Genomic DNA, 17,436 nt, shown 5'->3' on the forward strand with positions numbered 1-17,436 from the left:
ATAAAAAGCCTCCCATTTCTCGTGTCCAAGAAATGGGAGGCAGTTCAATGCGGCCCCGCGCTTTTCTTTTAGCGTCGGTCCCTGCGCCGGCGTGCGGCCTATTTCTCCCCCATTTTGGCCATTTTGCCCTCCAAACGGCACTACCGCCGGCAACATCCAGCAGATACGCTGAACCTAGCCGTATAGGCCCTATGAGAACGGGAGCAACCATGGCAGCCTTGTTCACGACCCCCAAACGCAATGACACTACCGCCGGAACCCATGTTGCCGAACCCGACGTTCGCCGTCGCATAGGACTCGCGCACGGCAGCTGGCGCCGCGTGACGCGCCGCATCGTCGTAGGCGCCGTGTGCGCGCTCACGGTGAGCTCGCTGCTCATGCCGAGCGTCTCGCTCGCGGCGGAATGGGTCAAGGTCGGCGAAACCAAATACAACGCCGGCACTGCGGCGGGCGACGAGACCGGCACCTGGTCGTGGGACGGCGCCGACGACTTGAAACTCAACAACTATAACGGCGGCGAGATCCAGGCCGCAGGCAAGCTCAACGTGAATTACTCGGGAAACAACATCGTCACTGCCGACTGGATCGAAGGCATCAAGGCTTCTCATGGCAAGAATGAGAACGCCGAGCTCAATATCCAAGGCGACGCGGGCAGCACGCTCAGCGTGACATCTACTGAGGACGCTATCCTCTCCACGGGTAATATCAACATCGACGGAGCCGGATCCGTCAACGCCACGAGCGCTGGGTTTGATGCCATCGACGCCGAGGGCGATCTCGCTATCAAAGGTTCGGGCAACGTCAACGCCACGGGCGTATCGGATGGCATCAGGGCAAACGGCAATATCACGATTGACGACAGCGGGGCCGTCACCGCCAGGGCTACCAAGGACAAGGGTATCGGAACCGACAAGAACCTCACCATCAAGGGTGGCGGCACAGTCGAGGCAAGCTCAGCCGATGGTGAGGCCATTTGGAGCGGCGGCAACATCAATATCTCGGACGGCAGCCAGGTCAAGGCGAGCTCCGAGAAAGACGCTGCCGTCGAGGCCAAGGGCAGCCTCGCAGCCACAAACGCCTCCCTCAACGTAAACGGTGTTGAATATGGCGTCTATGCCCACAAGGGCATCACCCTCGATCATGCAAACGTGACGGTCCGTGCAGGTAAAGGCAGATACGGTGACGCCATCGCCCTCTTCACCTACCAGGACGACATCGTCGTCAAGAACGGCTCCACCGTGGACGCGTCTGCGGAAGGCGAGGTTTCGGCTGCATTCTCCACCAGAAACGATCGACCCAACGAGAAGGGTGGCCACATCTACATCAGCGACTCCGTTGTCAAGGCCATAGCCCGCTATGTCGAGAACGGCGACGGCCCCATCCCCTACAGCGAAAACCAAGATGGCGAGACGAGGCGCGAACCCCAAGGCGAGAACATCGGCATCATCGCCCAGACCAGCGAGGGCGTCACACCCGCAGTCATCTCGATCACCCGCAGCAAGGTAACGGCCGAAGGATATACAGCGGCAATCTTTGCCCGTGCCATGAGCGCTGACGGCAAGACAATCGGCACCATCAAGATTGAGAACGCCGCCATCCAGACGCCCGAAGGCGGAAAGGTCATTGACTATCACAAGCTCCGTGACGGCATCTACGAGGCAGGCCAAGCCATCGGCACGGGCGACGCCACGGTCGACTCCCTCTATATCAAAGCAGTCGCCAAAAGCACGACCATCGCACCTCCCGAGGTAGCCAAGCCGGAAGACCCCAAGCCCGACGAGACCAAGCAAAACCCCAAGCCTGAGGGCTCAAAGCCGACCAAGGCCGTTGCGGCTTCAACCACGAAAGCCAAGACTACCGGCGTGCTCGCGGCAACCGGCGACACCTCGGGTGCGGCCATCGTGGCAACCGTCCTTGCGGGAACAGCCGCTATCGCCGCAGGCACCATGGCGAGCCGTAAGCGCTCTTAGACGCCTCTGCGCACATGGCAGCTCCCGCGAAGGCCCCGAGCCCCAGCACCGTTTAACAACGCCACCGCCGAGCTCCCCTCCGGCGGTGGCGTTTTCCATATGTGTCCGCAGGGTATGCACGAGATTGTCTTTGGTCTAGCCCAACCTGCATGAGCCGGCGTGCGACAATGGGGGCCGTCGATATCACAACGCCGAGAGAAGCCCGTCATGGAAGCGCATCAAAAGCAGATAACCGTTCATGCACAGCATGCCGAAAGCGCACCAGTCATCTATCTTCCCGTGGTCATGGGCGACGGCACGGAGGTTTATGAACGCTGCCGAGAGCTCAACTGCCCGCCCTTCACGCTTGTCGGCATTGGCAGCCTCAACTGGAATCGCGAGCTGAGCCCCTGGGGATGCGACGGAACCGTGCGCGATGCCGAGCCCTTTGGCGGCCAGGCATCCGGATTTCTCGATGAGCTGTTGAACTGGATAATCCCAGAGGCCGAGTCGTCGCTTCCTCAGCCGCCCACCTGGCGCGGCATTGCCGGCTACTCGCTCGCGGGCCTCTTCGCGCTCTGGTCCCTCTGGCAAACCGACGCCTTTAGCCGCGCCGCAAGCGCATCGGGGTCGTTGTGGTTTCCCGACTTTGTCGATCGCGCCAGCACGGCCCCTTTTGCCGGCAACCCGCAGGCCGTCTATCTGTCGCTCGGCAAAAAGGAAACCAAGACGCCCAACCGCATGATGCGGCACGTACTTGACGACACGCGCGCAATGGAAACGTTGCTCGTTGAGCGCGGCATCCTCACAACACTGGAACTCAACCCCGGCAACCACTTTGCCCAAACCGACCTGCGCATGGCGCGTGGCATCCACTGGATATTGACGCATTAAAAATGGCGCCCGCGCGTACGCATGGGCGCCATTTTTTGATTCAGCTGGACGCAGTTGTTACTCAGCAGCCTCCTCAAGCTCGGAGACATCAAACTCAAAGTCGTTGCCGGGCAGAATGGCATTGAGCACGATGCCCACCAGCGATCCCACGGCAAGGCCCGAGAGCGAAATGGTCACGCCGCCCAGCTCCAACACGATGGCGCCGGCAGTGCTGTACGCAATGCCGAGCGAAAGCACGAGCACCAGGGCGGCCACCAGCACGTTGCGGTTATTTTGGAAATCAACCTGGTTCTCGATGAGGTTACGTACACCAACGGCGCTGATCATGCCGTAGAGCACGAGCGACACACCGCCGATAACGCATGCCGGCATGGCCGCAATGACAGCCGCGAACTTGGGGCAGAACGAAAGCACGATGGCGCAACACGCGGCAATGCGAATCACGCGCGGGTCGAACACGCGCGTCAGGGCGAGCACGCCGGTGTTCTCGCCATAGGTGGTGTTGGCCGGAGCGCCAAAGAGCGAAGCCAGGATCGTGGCAAGGCCGTCGCCGAGCAGCGTGCGATGCAGACCGGGATCGGCGATGTAGTTACGCTCGCAAGTGGAGCCGATAGCCGAGATATCACCGATATGCTCGATCATGGTCGCAAATGCCAGCGGCATGATGGTGATGATGGCCGTCGTGGCAAGACCGCTATCGAACTGCGGCCCAAAGAGTGCAAACACGGTGTTGTCCCACACGACGGGCAAGCCAACCCAGGGAGCGGCTGCGACGCCCGAGAAATCAACCTCGCCGAGCGCAGTCGCAACGGCATAGCTCACCACAACGCCCAGCAGAATCGGCACGATCTTGACCATGCCACGGCCCCAGATGTTGCAGATGACGATCACCGCCACAGCGACAACGGCAACAAGCCAATTGGTCTGGCAGTTGGCGATGGCAGAGCTTGCCAAGATCAGGCCGATGGAAATGACGATGGGGCCAGTCACTACCGGCGGGAAGAAGCGCATAACACGCTTGGCACCAAACGCGCGAAACAGGGCCGCCAGCACCGGATAGAGCAGGCCGGCACAAGCTACGCCCAGGCAGGCGTAGGGCAAAAGCTCGGCCTCGCCGTTGGGCGCGATTGCGGCATAACCGGCAATAAAGGCAAATGATGAGCCCAAAAATGCCGGCACCTTACCGCGCGACAGGAAGTGGAAGAGCAGCGTGCCCAGGCCGGCAAACAAAAGGGTCGCCGAAACCGAAAGGCCGGTGAGCACAGGCACCAGCACGGTAGCGCCAAACATGGCAAACAGGTGCTGCAGGCCGAGCAAGAACATGCGCGGGCGACCGAGCGACGACGCATCGTAGATGGCATCGGCAACGGCGGGCGTCGAGGATTGGGACATGGATGTCCTTTCATAATGGAAGGGCGCCCGGGCATATCGGATTACCTGCCCGAACGATACGATCCGAACCATTGTACGCGATGCATGCCGCTCCGACCACGACGCCCCTGCGAACGGCAGCACTACTTCCAGACACGCTCGGCAATGCGCCTAACCAGCGCAATCTTTGCCCACTGTTCGTCCTCGGTCAGCTTGTTGCCGATCTCGCAGCTGGCAAAGCCACACTGGGGCGACAGGTACAGGTTCTCGAGCGGCACGTACTTTGCGGCTTCGCGGATGCGCTCGACGATAACATCCTCGTTCTCGAGCTCTGCCGCCTTGGTGGTTACCAAGCCCAGCACGACCTTCTTGCCCGGGGCAACGTAGCTGAGCGGCTCAAAGCCGCCGGCGCGCGGCGTATCGAACTCCAGGTAGAATGCGTCGACATCCTCATGTGCAAACAGGTACGGCGCGATGGGGTCATAGCCGCCCTCGAAAGCATAGGTAGAGTGGTAGTTGCCGCGGCACACGTGCGTGTTAATGACGAGGTCGTCGGGCTTGTCCTCGATGGCGGCGTTGTTGAGCGCCACGCCCAACTCGCTCACCCTTTGCAGGTCAACCGGGCTCATGCCAGTCTTGGACACAAAGTCGGTATCGCAGTAAATGCCCCAGGTGCAGTCATCAAACTGGATATTGCGACAACCGGCGGCGTACAGGCCGGCGATCACCGTGCGATAAGCGGCTGCAATTGCGTCGGCAAGTTCCTCATCGGTCTTATAGACGGCGCGCAGGCTCTCCTGCTGGCCATCGCAGCGGTCGAGCGTAACCTCCGAGAACGTCTGGATCGGCGCCGGAATGGTCTGGCGCGCAACCTGACCCTCCCCCTCGAGTGCCTTGATAAACTTAAAGTGCTCGACGAAGGGGTGGTTCTCGCCGCTGATGGGGCCGGTCACCACGGCGGTGTCAGCCGTGGTCTCCTCGTCGTGGAACATATAGCCCGTACGCGAGGTGCGGCGTTCAATGCCGTTGAGCCCCCACATAAAGTCGAGGTGCCAGTAACTGCGACGAAACTCGCCATCGGTAATCACCTGCAGGCCAGCGGCCTTTTGCTTGTCCACCAGGTCGCGAATAGCCTCATCCTCGACGGCCTTAAGCCCCTCGGCATCAAGTGTGCCTGCCGCATAGGCAGCGCGGGCATCCTTTACGGCCTGCGGACGAAGAAAGCTGCCGACGATATCAGCGCGAAACGGCGCGTTCGGTTGAATTGAAGTGCTCATAGATATCTCCCTTTGCATTGGTTGCTTTACTGGGACAGAGTATGAGCGCTCATATAGCCATCGTAAAATATATGTTTATAACAGTTTGATATAGATGCTTCCTATATCAGTTTGGACTGCCATAAAGAGATTTGACCCGTGCAGAACGCAGCAGTCTAGATGTGCTGACGAATCGCTTCGATATAGGCCTGCCCGTAGCGCGTAAGTGTCGTGTTCTTGCGCGTGATGATGCCGATCTCCATGTACTCGTCTACATCGAGCGGAATGGAGATAATGCCGGGGCCGTTAAGTTCATGGCTGATCACGCCCGAACAAACCGTGTAGCCGTTAAGGCCCATGGCCAGATTGAACAACGTCGCACGGTCGCGCACGCGGATATTCTTGCGACGCTCAAAGGTCGAGGTCAGTTCCTCGGAATAATAAAACGAGTTATAGCTGCCCTGCTCATAGGACAGGAACGGGTAGTCCTCGAGATCTTCGAGCGTCACGCTGGCGTGGTCCGCCAGCGGATGGTCGGAGCACACAAAGACATGCGGCGTAGCGCAGAAGAGTCCTTCGAATACGAGCTCGTTGGCCGCCAGCATGCGCTCGATGACCTCGCGATTGTGCTCCGACAGATACAGGATGCCGAGCTCGCTTTTCATATGCGCGACGTCCTCGATAATCTCGTGGGTCTGCTCCTCGCGCAGGGTAAAGTCGTAGCGCGCGGCATCGAACTCGCGGATCACATCGACAAATGCATTAACGGCAAAGGAATAATGCTGGCAGCTCACACTAAAGTGCGGCACCTGCTCGGACGTGCCTTTGTACTTGCCCTCGAGCAGGTCGGCCTGGTCGAGCACCTGGCGCGCGTAGCCCAAGAAGGTCTCGCCTTCCTCGGACACAATGACGCCCTTGTTGGTGCGCTCAAAGATGTGTACACCCATCTCGTTTTCGAGATCGCGAATTGACGCGGTAATCGAAGGCTGCGACACAAAGAGCCGGCGCGAGGCCTCGGTGATGCTGCCGCATTCGGCAACTTTGACGACATATCTGAGCTGCTGGAGCTTCATGGCTTTCTCCCTAGACGTTCGTGACGTCGAAACCCGTCGCGTCCATCTGACGCATAAACGACGGCATCTCCCCCGTCGCGGCGCAGGCGGCAATCTGATGCAGAGCCCCGGCAACCGCATCATCTGCCGCAGCGCCGATATGCCAGCGCGCGGCAGCCGTGACGGCCTCGTTGGCATTGGCGACTGCAACGGAATTGGGAACGGCATCGATCATGGGCAAATCGTTATCGGAATCGCCGAATACGGCCACCTCGTCGGGCGTCAGGCCCAAAGCGCGCGCCAGCTCCAGCGCAGCACAGCCCTTGTCCCAGCCGGTCGGAAGAACGTCGAACAGGCGCACGCGGTTGTTGGGAAACACGAGCGAGAGCTCCGGCACCTCGGCGGCAACACGCTCGCGCAGCTCGGCGAGCTCCTCGCGCGAACGGGCACTCCAGATATTCGCCTTGTATACCGGGGCATCGTCAACGACAGGGCGACAGGGAGCCTCTTCGCCCTTGAGCCACGCGTTGCCGCCTGACTCCATGGCGCGACGCACACGCTCGGGATCGCTTGTCACGCAATAGGCGTCGTTGTCCCAAAAGTCATCACCCAGACGGTAGACCTTCAAATAGGTATCGTCGGTCTCTTGCTCCAGGTAGTCGGCCAGGCGCATAAGGGCATCGTTATCAGTTGCGCGCGAGGCAACCGCCTCGCCATCGACAAACATCACCTGGCCGTTGCAAAACGCACCGGTCGAGAAGCACTCGGAGCGATTGCGGAACATCCAGCTCATCGCGGACGGCTGGCGACCCGAAACCGGGCCAAAATGCAGGCCCGCCGCCTGCATGGCATGAATGCCCTCGATGGCGCAGTCGCTGGCGCCATCGTGTCCAGCAGGAATCAGCGTATCGTCCATATCGGTCAGCACAAGTTTGATCATAAGGTCCCCTCGGTCATTCTTTATCCCGTCTATTGTAACGACCTGCCAATAAGGGACAGGTTTATCTTGGCAGGTTTTATCTGGGAAAATGCAGCGCCCCTGTTGCCACCTGCCAAAATAAACCTGTCCCATATTGGCAGGTGCGCTAGTATAGGGAACAACAGATTCGATGCGGGAGTGCCGGCGGCGCAAACCACAAGGCTGAGAGGGCATAGGGCCCAATCCTTTGAACCTGTCAGTTAATGCTGGCGTAGGGAGCATGCCGCCTTTACAGGGGCGCTGTCTATGCACAGCGCCCCTTTTCTATGCCAAGGAGGCATGTGCAGTGATTGATTCGGAACAGCTTAAGCAACATATGGTCAAGGCCGTAGAGGAGATTCGAGCCACCAATCCGATGGCCGGCTCTATCACCAACACGGTGACGATCGACTTTGTCGCCAACGCGCAGCTCGCCGTGGGCGGTTCGGCCGCCATGGTCTATCTGCCCGACGAGGGCGAGGCGCTCGTTGCCGGCGGCGGCGCCATCTATCTCAACATGGGCACGCTCTTCCCCATCTACGAGCAAACGATTCCCCGCGCGGCCAAGGCGGCACACGACGCCGGCAAGCCCTGGGTGCTCGATCCGGTGGGTCTGGGCATCGGTAGCCTGCGCACCAAACTGGTAAGCGTGCTCAAGCAGTACAAGCCCACCATCGTGCGCGGCAACGCCTCCGAGATCATCGCGCTCGCCGGCCTGTGGGGTCTTGAGGGCGAGGCGGCCGATCTGAGCCGCGTACGTGGTGTCGATACCACCGACACGGTCGACGCCGCCCGCGATGCCGCCGTGGCGCTCGCTCGCTACACCGGCGGCGCCGTTGTGGTCTCGGGCGAAGTCGACCTGATTACCGACGGCACGACCGTGGCCAAATCCCACGGCGGCAGCCCGCTCATGTCCAAGATCACCGGCTGCGGTTGCTCGCAGGGCGGCGTGCTGGCCGTGTACGCCTGTGCTACCGATCCGTTTACGGCAGCAGTCTGCGGCACCGCCGTCTACAACGTTGCCGGCACGCGTGCCGCCGCCGTCGCCGATGCCCCGGCAAGCTTTAAGGTCGCCTTTATCGACGAGCTCTACCGCGCAACCGCCCAGGATATTGCCGACAACCGACTCGAGCTCGAGGAGGCATAAGCCATGTCCGAACCCGCAACCAATGCCGGCATGAACACGCTCGTCGCCGTGGCCATCGCCCCATGCGGCACCGGCGACGAGCTGTCCGCCGAGGTCGCCGAGGTCGTGCGCGTCATTCGCGAGAGCGGCCTTCCCAACCGCACCACCTCGATGTTCACCGAGATCGAGGGCGACTGGGACGAGGTCATGCAGGTCGTGCGCGACGCGACCTTTGTGTTAGCGAGCGAGGGCATCCGAACCGAAGTCGTGCTCAAAGCCGATATTCGACCTGGATTTACCGACACCATGACCGGCAAACTCGAGCGCATGGAAGCGCAGATCAAAAAGCAGGAGGAAGCACGATGAGCATCCGCGACAACCTTGATATCTCGGCCTATCTGGTGCTCGGCCCCGAAAACACCCTCGGACGCCCCGTGGGCGATGTGGTGGCCCAGGCGCTCGACGCCGGCTTTACCTGCATCCAGGTGCGCTCCAAGGTGGCAAGCGCCCGCGAGATCATCGCGCTGACCGGCGGCGCCGCGCAGGCAATCGCACAGGCTGGCAAGACCGGTCAGGTCGCTTTGCTGATCGACGACCGCCTGGACTGCGTACTCACCGCGCGCGAGCAGGGCATTGCTGTCGACGGCGTGCACGTGGGCCAGAGCGATATTCCCGTCGAGGTCTGCCGCAAACTTTTGGGCCCCGATGCCATCGTGGGCCTTTCGGCCCGTTGCGAGGAGATGCTCGAGTACGTCAAGACCGCCGACATGAGTTTGGTCGACTACCTTGGCATCGGCCCGCTCCACGAGACCGAGACCAAGCGCGACTGCGGACGCGCGGCCGATGGCTCTATCATCACCAAAAGCTTTGAGGACCTGGCCGCACTCCACGCGGCAAGCCCCGTGCCCATCGTGGTGGGCGGCGGCGTCAAGACGGCCGACCTGCCGCAGCTTAAGGCCACCGGCGTCGACGGCTTCTTTGTGGTGAGCGCCGTCTGCAGCGCCGATGATCCCTACGCCGCGGCCAAGGAGCTCGTCGACACCTGGCAGCAGGCATAGGCATAGGCCGAACAGCTGATTCGCAGCCTCATATCTTCAATAGCGGAAAGCGCATCCCAGTTTGGACCTCCATTCCGGGATGCGCTTTCCATATAGAGGCTCAACGGGAAACCGCATCCCAGTCTGAACGCATATTCCGGGACGTACTTTCCGAAACCCCACCGCTTGGGAAACTGTAACCCGTTCTGAGCGCTCATTCTGGGACGCGCTTTCCGCCGAGTCCACGGCAGCTTGCCCTACCCCGCCAGATACGATTCCAACGCCGGCAAGGTCGCCTCCGCATCGCGGCGACCAATCTGGTAGATGCGTTCAAGTTCATCGGGCTCGCGACACAGCGACGGCACCTTCACCGATTCGCTCGGCCGCACCACAAAGATCTCGCCGGCAGCCTCGCGACGTGCCAGGTCATCGAGCGTGGCATTGTAGACCTCATGTCGACGCTCAAGCGCTGCGACAAACTCCGGATAGTGACGGAACACGCGACGCAGCATGGGCATCACGCTGTTGGGCTGCTTCACAAAGCCCGCCGGCTGCGTGAGCACCACGATATTGCGGTCATACCCCTGCGCAAACAGCCATGCACTGGGAATAGAATCGGCCACGCCACCATCCAGATACTTATGCCCGTCAATAGCAACGGGACGCGTCGCCACGGGAATCGCCGACGATGCCCGGATCCACTCGATATCCCGCTCGTCGCCATAGGGCAGGTCGTGGTAGACGGCCTTGCCCGTCTCGATATCGGTACACACGCACGTAAACCGCATGGGGCAGGCGCGATACGCCTCCAGGTCGATGGGATCGCGCTCGATGGGCACCTCGTGATAGGCAAAATCGGCATTGAACATATCGCCGGTTCGCAGCCAGCTGGTCACGCTCGCATAGCGTTTGTCGGTGCAATAGACCTTGTTATAGCGAATGGCGCGGCCGATCTGGCGCGATTTAAAGTTGTAGCCAAATGCCGCGCCCGCCGAGACGCCCACCATATGGTCGCAGGTCAAACCGTGCTCCATCCAAACGTCGAGCACGCCCGCCGTATACATACCGCGGTAGCCGCCTCCCTCGAGCGCCAGCCCCACCGTGCTCGTCATATTTGACTGTGCCATGCGACCATCTCCGTTCCTGCGTTTTAAAACGGAACAAGTATACCCATCAACAAATATCGTCTCAGTCGCATTTTCATCGAACATCGTCGCGTTACCGTTTGGCGAATAATGGCCGCCCGCAACATGGGCACCCCTACATAATTCCATACACTTGTTTATACTACTCAGTAGTTATCAGCCGAGAGCACGAACCGACAAATAAACCCAACGACGCAGCAAGGCGGGGGCTTGGAAACACGCAAGGCGTTGAGCAGCAACGCATGTGCACAACGAGCTCGCCCGACGCAATCCGCCCCGACCTCAGAAAGCCGCTTACAGTATGGATAACGCCAGCAATAATACCGAAACGCTCGAAAAGACCATCCGTGACCTTCTGGAGCGTCAGGACGATCTGATCAGGACCGCCTTTACCGACGAGCTCACCGGACTTGGCAACCGCGGCGGCTTTACCCGTTCCTTAGAGGAACTCTGGGAGCAGGAACTGCCCGTGACCATGGCGTTTATCGACATCGATAACCTTAAGCACTGCAACGACATCTTTGGACATGACGAGGGCAACCGCTATATCTTGCAGGTGAGCCTCTATCTCAAACTGTATATGAAGGTGGACGAGGCGGCATTTCGTCTGGGGGGCGACGAGTTCGCCATCCTATCTACGATTGCGACCGAGGACGACCTTGCCGAACGTCTGGAACACTGCCGAACGGTGCTGCTCGAAAACAACGCTTCCAAGATGCCTCACTCGTTTAGCTACGGAGTGGCACACGCCGACCCCGCCCTGGGCGAAGCCCCCAATCGCTTGACGAACGATGCCGACCATCGCATGTACGACTACAAGCTACGTCATGCCGTGCACCTTGATCGACGCAATATCGCACAAGCCCACACCGACGACTTCGAAATAAGCGATCGCATTTTCGACGCCCTTTCGATGCTCAACGAAGGCCGATATTTCTTTATCGAGAACTTGGACAAACATCGAACCCTTTGGTCACAAGGCGCCTTGCGCGATCTTGGTCTTCCTTCGGAGCATATAGACAACTGCCACGATTACTGGAAAACGCGTGTCCATCCCGATGACCTTGAGGCCTATACCAACGACATCGACCAAATCTATGACGGCTCCAAACATCGCCACGTCATGCAGTACCGCGTGCGCAATGCCGCCGGCGACTACATCCTCGGCCGTGCTCGCGGGTTTCGTATCGACGGCGACGGAAATGTCCCCTCGCTCTATGTCGGCGAGCTCGTCAACCACTCGCTTGCCGAGACCGTCGACGCCGCCACGGGCCTCGGAATGCAGCGCACGCTGATCAACGCTATCGATGCCTGCCGTCGCGACCATTGCAAGACGGGGCTTATAGCAGTGCGCGTTCGCGGCACGGCAAAGCTCAACGAGCTCTACGGGGCCGAGGCCGTCGACAACATGCTCGCCGAATACGCAGGCCGCATGCTGTCGATTACTCGCGGCAGGAGTCGCGTCTTCCGCTCACGCAACGCCCAGTTCGTCGTGCTTAGCAACAATTTGGATCACGAAGCATTCGAGCAACTGATCCAACATCTCAAAGAGGCCGTTTTCGCTCCCGTTCGAATCGCGGACGACACCATTACCCCCGTCTGTCTTGTCGTTCCGGCCTTTTACGAGCACCTGACCAATCAAACGGCCGCCGTTTTAGGCGAACTCGACCGTCGCATTCGCACGGCCGGCGGGCTTGTTCCCAACGACAGCCTCCCCATACCCGAGGTGGAGCGCAAAAGCGCCATCGCCGAACGCATCGATTCGCTCACGGGTCTCTATCGACCCAGCGAGTTTATGCGCCGCGCCAACGAATTTCTCGAGACAAGGCGCAACGGCGCCTGGTGTATCGCCACCGTCGATATGGGACACATGCGACTGTTCAACGAATGGCACGGACAGGCCGAGGGCGACCGCATGCTCGCCGATGTGGGCACGGTCCTCAAGGACATCGAGAATGCCAACATGGGCGTCGCAGGGTACTGGGGCCAAGACGACTTTTGCATACTCATCCCCTTTGAACACGACACCGTCCATCAGATCTATAGCCGCGTTCGCCAGGCCGTGGCCAAGTATGATGACGGCGTGGGATTCTGGCCGTCCATGGGCGTCTACCCCATCGACTCCAACGAGAAAATCACCATCGATGCGCAGGCCAAGGCCATGTTTACCAATCGGCGCGCAAAAAACGACTTTAAGGAGCGCATTGCCATTTTCCGCCCCGAGGAGTACGAGCGCGAAATCGCGTTCCACCGCACGCTGACCGAATTCCAGTACGCGCTCTCCAACGGCCGTATTACCTACTACCTGCAGCCCCAGGTCGACATGGAAACCGGCGAGATCATTGGCGCCGAAGCGCTCACGCGCTGGATCGACAAGGATGGCTCCCTCATTTCGCCCGCCACCTTTATCCCCGCTCTCGAAGAAAGCGGTTTTGTGGTGACGCTCGACAAATATGTTTGGCAGGGCGTTGCCTTGTGGCTGCGCGAGCGCATCAATCGGGGGCTTCGCGTGGTTCCGATCTCGCTTAATGTGTCGCGCGTGGATATCCTCGCCTGCAACGTTGCCGAGCATATGGGAGCGCTCGCCGCCCAATACAACCTGCCGCCCGAGCTCATGCGCATCGAGATCACCGAGACAGCTTATACGGGAGAGTCCGAGGCCGTGGATAAACTAACGGCCGACCTGCACACCCGCGGCTTCTCGACCTATATGGACGATTTTGGCACCGGCCAGTCCACGCTCGCGATGCTCAAGAACGTCAACGTCGACGTCATCAAGCTCGATCGCACGTTTGTGCCCGATAACGGCGATGAGGGCCGCAGCGTGCAAATCATCTCATCAATGCTCGAGATGGCGCAGTCACTCCATCTGCCCGTTGTGATCGAAGGCGTCGAGACGGACAAGCAGGCAAACATGCTGCGCCACATGGGCGCCCGCTACGCTCAGGGATTCCTCTACTACCGCCCCATGCAGGCGGAGGATTTTGAGGCATTGCTCGATGGTGGCGACAACAACTAATACGCTCGCACGCAAACGCCACCGTCGAGGGGAGCGTTTGTTCCCATGAGCTAACTAATACTCCAATCTAAACCGAATTGGGAGTAAGATACAAACCATTGTTCCATCCAAGGAGGCAATCCATCATGAACGAGTCGTATCGCCTGGGCGAGCAATCAATCATCGCTCATCTTCAGCGACTTGCGAACGGGGCCTCAACCACCGAGCTCGATGTTGCCGCGCTGCCCCCGGAGCTGCGTGCCATCGGTGAGCAACTGCAGAAAACGCTCGCCATCCTGCAACAAGAACGCGAGCTGCTTGAGCACGGCGCCTATATCGACTCGCTCACCAATCTTGGCAACCGTGGCGGACTCGACCGCCATGTCGATCAGCTCTGGCGCAAAGGCACCCCCTTCACCTGCGCCTATATCGATATCGACCGCCTTAAGCATTGCAACGATAAGTTTGGCCACGCCGAGGGCAATCGCTACATTCTGAGCATCTGCCGCGCACTCACCGAGACGATGGAGCACGATGAGTTGCTGTTCCGTATCGGTGGAGACGAATTTGTACTTATATCCCCCACGACAGACGAAGCCGAGCTCGAGCAGCGCCTGGAGCGGACGCGTGCCAATCTTATCGAGGCAACATCGGACGGCAAGGCGCCCATGATCGCCAGCTTTAGCTTTGGCTGCTCGCGCGTCGACCCACTTGCAGGCGATACGCGTCGCCAGATGACAAAGGACGCCGACCGCAAAATGTATCGCTACAAGCTCATGTACCGTGTGCAACAACCGGAAGAAGGCGATGCGCTGCAACACCCGATCACCGAACAACCCCCCTGCAACGAGCGAGTGTTCCAAGCGATCTCCATGAGCTCCGAGACACGCTATCCGTTCATCATTAACCTCGACACCGGCGAATCGCAATGGTCGGTTAATGCCGTGCGCGATTTTGACCTACCCTCCCAGCATCCCTACAACTCGCTCGATATATGGCTTGCCCGTGTTCACCCCGAGGACCGCGACAACGTACGTGCCGAGCTCGATATGGTGGTAAACGGCACGTGGCACTTCCACTGCATGCAGTATCGCGTCATGAATACCGCCGGAAAATACGCGCTTTGCGACTGCACGGGTTACCGCCTGGACGGCACCGATACCGAGCCCAACATGTATGTGGGCATTGTCACCAACCGAAGCTTGGCAGATACGACCGATTCCGTGACCGGTCTGGGCGATATCCATGCCCTGGTCAACGCCATTGGCGAGATGCGTCGCGTGGCACGAAACGCAGGCTTGATCGCCATTAAAATCGACGAAATCGCACAGGTCAATGCCCGCTTTGGCTTTGATGCAGGCGACCGCGTTTTGGCAGAAAGCGCCGCCTGCCTCATGGATTGCTCGCGCGGCAAGGGTCGTCTGTTCCGCTCGACCGGACCGATGTTCGTGGCGCTCTTTGACGAGCTTGATCCCGAAGAGACCGACGCGGTTGCAGACGAAATCGAACGGTTCTTGGGATCGCCCGTGCTCCTTGGCTCATTTGAATATCAGCCGCCCCTTCGCGTGGCGACGCTTCATCTGGACGCCGTCGACCGACAGCCCGTTTCCATTTTGAACGAACTCAATGCGCTGATTAAAGAGGCGCCGCAGGTACCGGGCACCAAGCTGGACTAGCGTTATGGGGCGCATGATGGTTAATTTCCGATCTCAGCCGAACACATTGGGCAAATAGGTCGTACCCGCAGTTAGCCGAACGTCCCCGCAGTCCCTCCCGGGGCCCGGGGGCACCGTTTCGATACTCTTGGTTTACTTTGCCTGATGCAAATAAGTGCTCAACAAGATAGAACCTATCCCCCGCCACGGATATGCCCTCGAGTAAATCTGTTAAGCCAAGCCTACCAAATTCTATTGACAATTGGCTGCATTGGTCCATTTTGTCGTCCAGCCACTTCCGCTGGCTATCGCCTCATAAACACAAACCTAACGAGCCGCACGAACGACAAAGAGGCCAAGCTGAACAGAAGTAGAACCAAAACTTCAAAAACGCTGGTATTCCAATCGCGTACCCAGCCCTCTACCGCCCACAAGAAAAACAGCAGCCCCATCCATAACGTCACAGAAGAAATCAGCTTTGCGTAAGGGCGTATATCAATCTCGCTCTCCCTTTTTGTGACATCATATCCAGCAATTGAGCAGAGCCATCTTCCTCTTCGGTATTGGATTGAAAGGACAATCAAGGCAATCGAAGTCATCAAGCAAACAGCATCCTCTGTTTCCATAGAGTTTCCTTTGCTTTCCATCCTAGTTACGCATTCACAATCGAATCAAACCAAGTATGAATTACTCGATAGCAACCTCCTTAGTATAAACCATAGCCGCCGCAGCAGCCCGCCTTCCAAGGCCTCAAAGCTCGCCATCGAGGGCGACCCGCCCAGACCCCTTACAATCTGCTCGCACGAGGCCCCGCACTCCAACATCCTCTGGACCGTATCCCGCTCGTACCTGGTGAGCGTGCCTGCCGTGGGCCCTCGGGGCCGGCATCGTGCCCCACGCCATCTGCCCGCTCGTGCGATAATCCTCTGCAGAGGTCACCGACAGCAGAGGGAGTTTGTGATGAAGGTTCTTTTGGTCAATGGCAGCCCCAAGGCAAACGGCAACACCGCTCGCGCGCTCGCCGAAGTCGCCGAGCAACTTAAAGCCGAGGGCATCGACAGCGAGGTATTCCAACTGGGCGCCAAGCCCATCCGCGACTGCATCGGTTGCGGTCAGTGCGGCAAGCTTGGCGGTCGCTGCACCTTTGACGACGACGTGGTGAACGAGCTCATCGCTGCCGCCGAGCAGGCAGATGGCTTTGTCTTTGGCTCCCCCGTCTACTATGCGCATCCCAGCGGACGCATCCTCTCGGCTCTCGACCGCGCATTCTATGCTGGCAGCAAGGCCTTTGTGCACAAGCCGGGTGCCGCGGTCGCCGTCGCCCGTCGCGGCGGCACGTCGACCACCTTCGATGTACTCAACAAATACTTCACTATCAACCAGATGCCCGTGGTGGCCTCCACATACTGGAACAACGTCTTTGGTGCCATGCCGGGCGAGGCCGCCCAGGACGCCGAGGGCCTTGCCACCATGCGAAACATCGGTAAAAACATGGCCTGGCTGCTGCGTTGCATCGAGGCGGGAAAGGCCGCCGGCATCGAAGCCCCCGAGGCCGATCGCGAGCGAACCAACTTTATTCGGTAGAACGGCGGAACATAAATATGAACGTGCAAATTTTCGGGACTAAGAAGTCCTTCGATACCAAGAAGGCCCAGCGTTATTTTAAGGAGCGCCGCATTAAGGTGCAGTTTATTGACCTTAAGGAAAAAGAGATGAGCAAGGGCGAGCTCACGAGCGTGATGCAGGCGGTCGGCGGCATCGACAAGCTGCTCAACCCCAAAGCCAAGGACGAGGAGACACTCGCGCTCATCCAGCACCTTACCCCCAGCCAGCGCTTCGACAAGCTGCTCGAGAACCAGCAGGTTTTGGCCGAGCCCATCGTACGCAACGGCAAGAAGGCCACCGTCGGCTATTGTCCCGATGTGTGGGGAGCCTGGGAGTAGCCTGTGTTATTTGTCGGCGCGTGGGTATAAGAGCAGGCGTTTGGCATAAGAT

Annotated in this window: 15 protein-coding genes and 1 riboswitch; of the genes, 9 read left to right on the forward strand and 6 right to left on the reverse strand. The window is 59.4% G+C overall.

Translation table 11 applies throughout. The annotated features are described in order from the left end of the window. Window positions 1-209: 209 nt before the first annotated feature. Complete coding sequence (locus DW171_RS03890) at window positions 210-1,970, forward strand: carbohydrate-binding domain-containing protein (protein WP_158571009.1); 1,761 nt, start codon at window positions 210-212, stop codon at window positions 1,968-1,970. Between the two features lie 207 nt (window positions 1,971-2,177). Next, window positions 2,178-2,843, forward strand: coding sequence for an alpha/beta hydrolase (locus DW171_RS03895; protein ID WP_117786853.1), 666 nt, complete (start codon window positions 2,178-2,180; stop codon window positions 2,841-2,843). A 57-nt stretch (window positions 2,844-2,900) separates the two neighbouring features. Here the strand turns inward: DW171_RS03895 and DW171_RS03900 are convergent, their stop codons facing one another. From DW171_RS03900 to DW171_RS03915, 4 genes are all read right to left on the reverse strand, one after another. Further along, window positions 2,901-4,235, reverse strand: a complete 1,335-nt coding sequence (locus DW171_RS03900; protein ID WP_089572925.1) for a uracil-xanthine permease family protein — start codon at window positions 4,233-4,235, stop codon at window positions 2,901-2,903. 122 nt (window positions 4,236-4,357) lie between these two features. Continuing rightward, on the reverse strand, window positions 4,358-5,491 hold the full coding sequence (locus DW171_RS03905; protein ID WP_233539093.1) for a 5-methyltetrahydropteroyltriglutamate--homocysteine S-methyltransferase: 1,134 nt from the start codon (window positions 5,489-5,491) through the stop codon (window positions 4,358-4,360). A 155-nt stretch (window positions 5,492-5,646) separates the two neighbouring features. Next, window positions 5,647-6,543 carry a LysR family transcriptional regulator gene (locus DW171_RS03910; protein ID WP_117786855.1) on the reverse strand — a complete coding sequence of 299 codons (897 nt, stop codon included), beginning with the start codon at window positions 6,541-6,543 and terminating at the stop codon, window positions 5,647-5,649. Window positions 6,544-6,553: 10 nt separating this feature from the next. Further along, window positions 6,554-7,462, reverse strand: coding sequence for an HAD-IIB family hydrolase (locus DW171_RS03915; protein WP_158549063.1), 909 nt, complete (start codon window positions 7,460-7,462; stop codon window positions 6,554-6,556). Between the two features lie 163 nt (window positions 7,463-7,625). Next, a riboswitch (TPP riboswitch) is annotated at window positions 7,626-7,736 on the forward strand. Window positions 7,737-7,787: 51 nt separating this feature from the next. On the opposite strand from DW171_RS03915, the gene thiM reads away from it, so the two are divergent. Genes thiM through DW171_RS03930 form a run of 3 tightly spaced genes read left to right on the forward strand, consistent with a single transcriptional unit; the run spans window position 7,788 to window position 9,664 of the window. After that, entirely contained in the window at window positions 7,788-8,627 is an 840-nt protein-coding gene (gene thiM / locus DW171_RS03920; RefSeq protein ID WP_233539094.1) for a hydroxyethylthiazole kinase, read from the forward strand. A 3-nt stretch (window positions 8,628-8,630) separates the two neighbouring features. Beyond that, window positions 8,631-8,972: a thiamine-binding protein gene (locus DW171_RS03925; RefSeq protein WP_233539095.1), complete on the forward strand. Its 342-nt coding sequence runs from the start codon at window positions 8,631-8,633 to the stop codon at window positions 8,970-8,972. Beyond that, window positions 8,969-9,664: a thiamine phosphate synthase gene (locus DW171_RS03930; RefSeq protein ID WP_117786856.1), complete on the forward strand. Its 696-nt coding sequence runs from the start codon at window positions 8,969-8,971 to the stop codon at window positions 9,662-9,664. The genes DW171_RS03925 and DW171_RS03930 overlap by 4 nt, the downstream gene beginning before the upstream one ends. Window positions 9,665-9,900: 236 nt before the next feature. Here the strand turns inward: DW171_RS03930 and DW171_RS03935 are convergent, their stop codons facing one another. Beyond that, window positions 9,901-10,770 (reverse strand): patatin family protein, encoded by an 870-nt coding sequence (locus tag DW171_RS03935; protein ID WP_199575668.1) that lies wholly within the window; start codon window positions 10,768-10,770, stop codon window positions 9,901-9,903. Between the two features lie 319 nt (window positions 10,771-11,089). Between DW171_RS03935 and DW171_RS03940 the strand changes: the two genes are divergently transcribed. Further along, entirely contained in the window at window positions 11,090-13,807 is a 2,718-nt protein-coding gene (locus DW171_RS03940) for an EAL domain-containing protein (protein ID WP_117786858.1), read from the forward strand. A gap of 125 nt (window positions 13,808-13,932) precedes the next feature. Further along, entirely contained in the window at window positions 13,933-15,462 is a 1,530-nt protein-coding gene (locus DW171_RS03945; protein ID WP_117786859.1) for a diguanylate cyclase domain-containing protein, read from the forward strand. 284 nt (window positions 15,463-15,746) lie between these two features. Here the strand turns inward: DW171_RS03945 and DW171_RS03950 are convergent, their stop codons facing one another. After that, window positions 15,747-16,067: a DUF3784 domain-containing protein gene (locus tag DW171_RS03950; RefSeq protein WP_117635527.1), complete on the reverse strand. Its 321-nt coding sequence runs from the start codon at window positions 16,065-16,067 to the stop codon at window positions 15,747-15,749. A gap of 334 nt (window positions 16,068-16,401) precedes the next feature. Between DW171_RS03950 and DW171_RS03955 the strand changes: the two genes are divergently transcribed. Both DW171_RS03955 and DW171_RS03960 read left to right on the forward strand, forming a co-directional pair. Beyond that, window positions 16,402-17,025 carry a flavodoxin family protein gene (locus DW171_RS03955; protein ID WP_117786860.1) on the forward strand — a complete coding sequence of 208 codons (624 nt, stop codon included), beginning with the start codon at window positions 16,402-16,404 and terminating at the stop codon, window positions 17,023-17,025. 17 nt (window positions 17,026-17,042) lie between these two features. Next, window positions 17,043-17,384: an arsenate reductase family protein gene (locus tag DW171_RS03960; protein ID WP_055252194.1), complete on the forward strand. Its 342-nt coding sequence runs from the start codon at window positions 17,043-17,045 to the stop codon at window positions 17,382-17,384. The last annotated feature ends 52 nt before the right edge of the window (window positions 17,385-17,436 follow it).

This window comes from Collinsella sp. AM15-2, assembly GCF_003471985.1.
GTDB lineage: Bacteria > Actinomycetota > Coriobacteriia > Coriobacteriales > Coriobacteriaceae > Collinsella.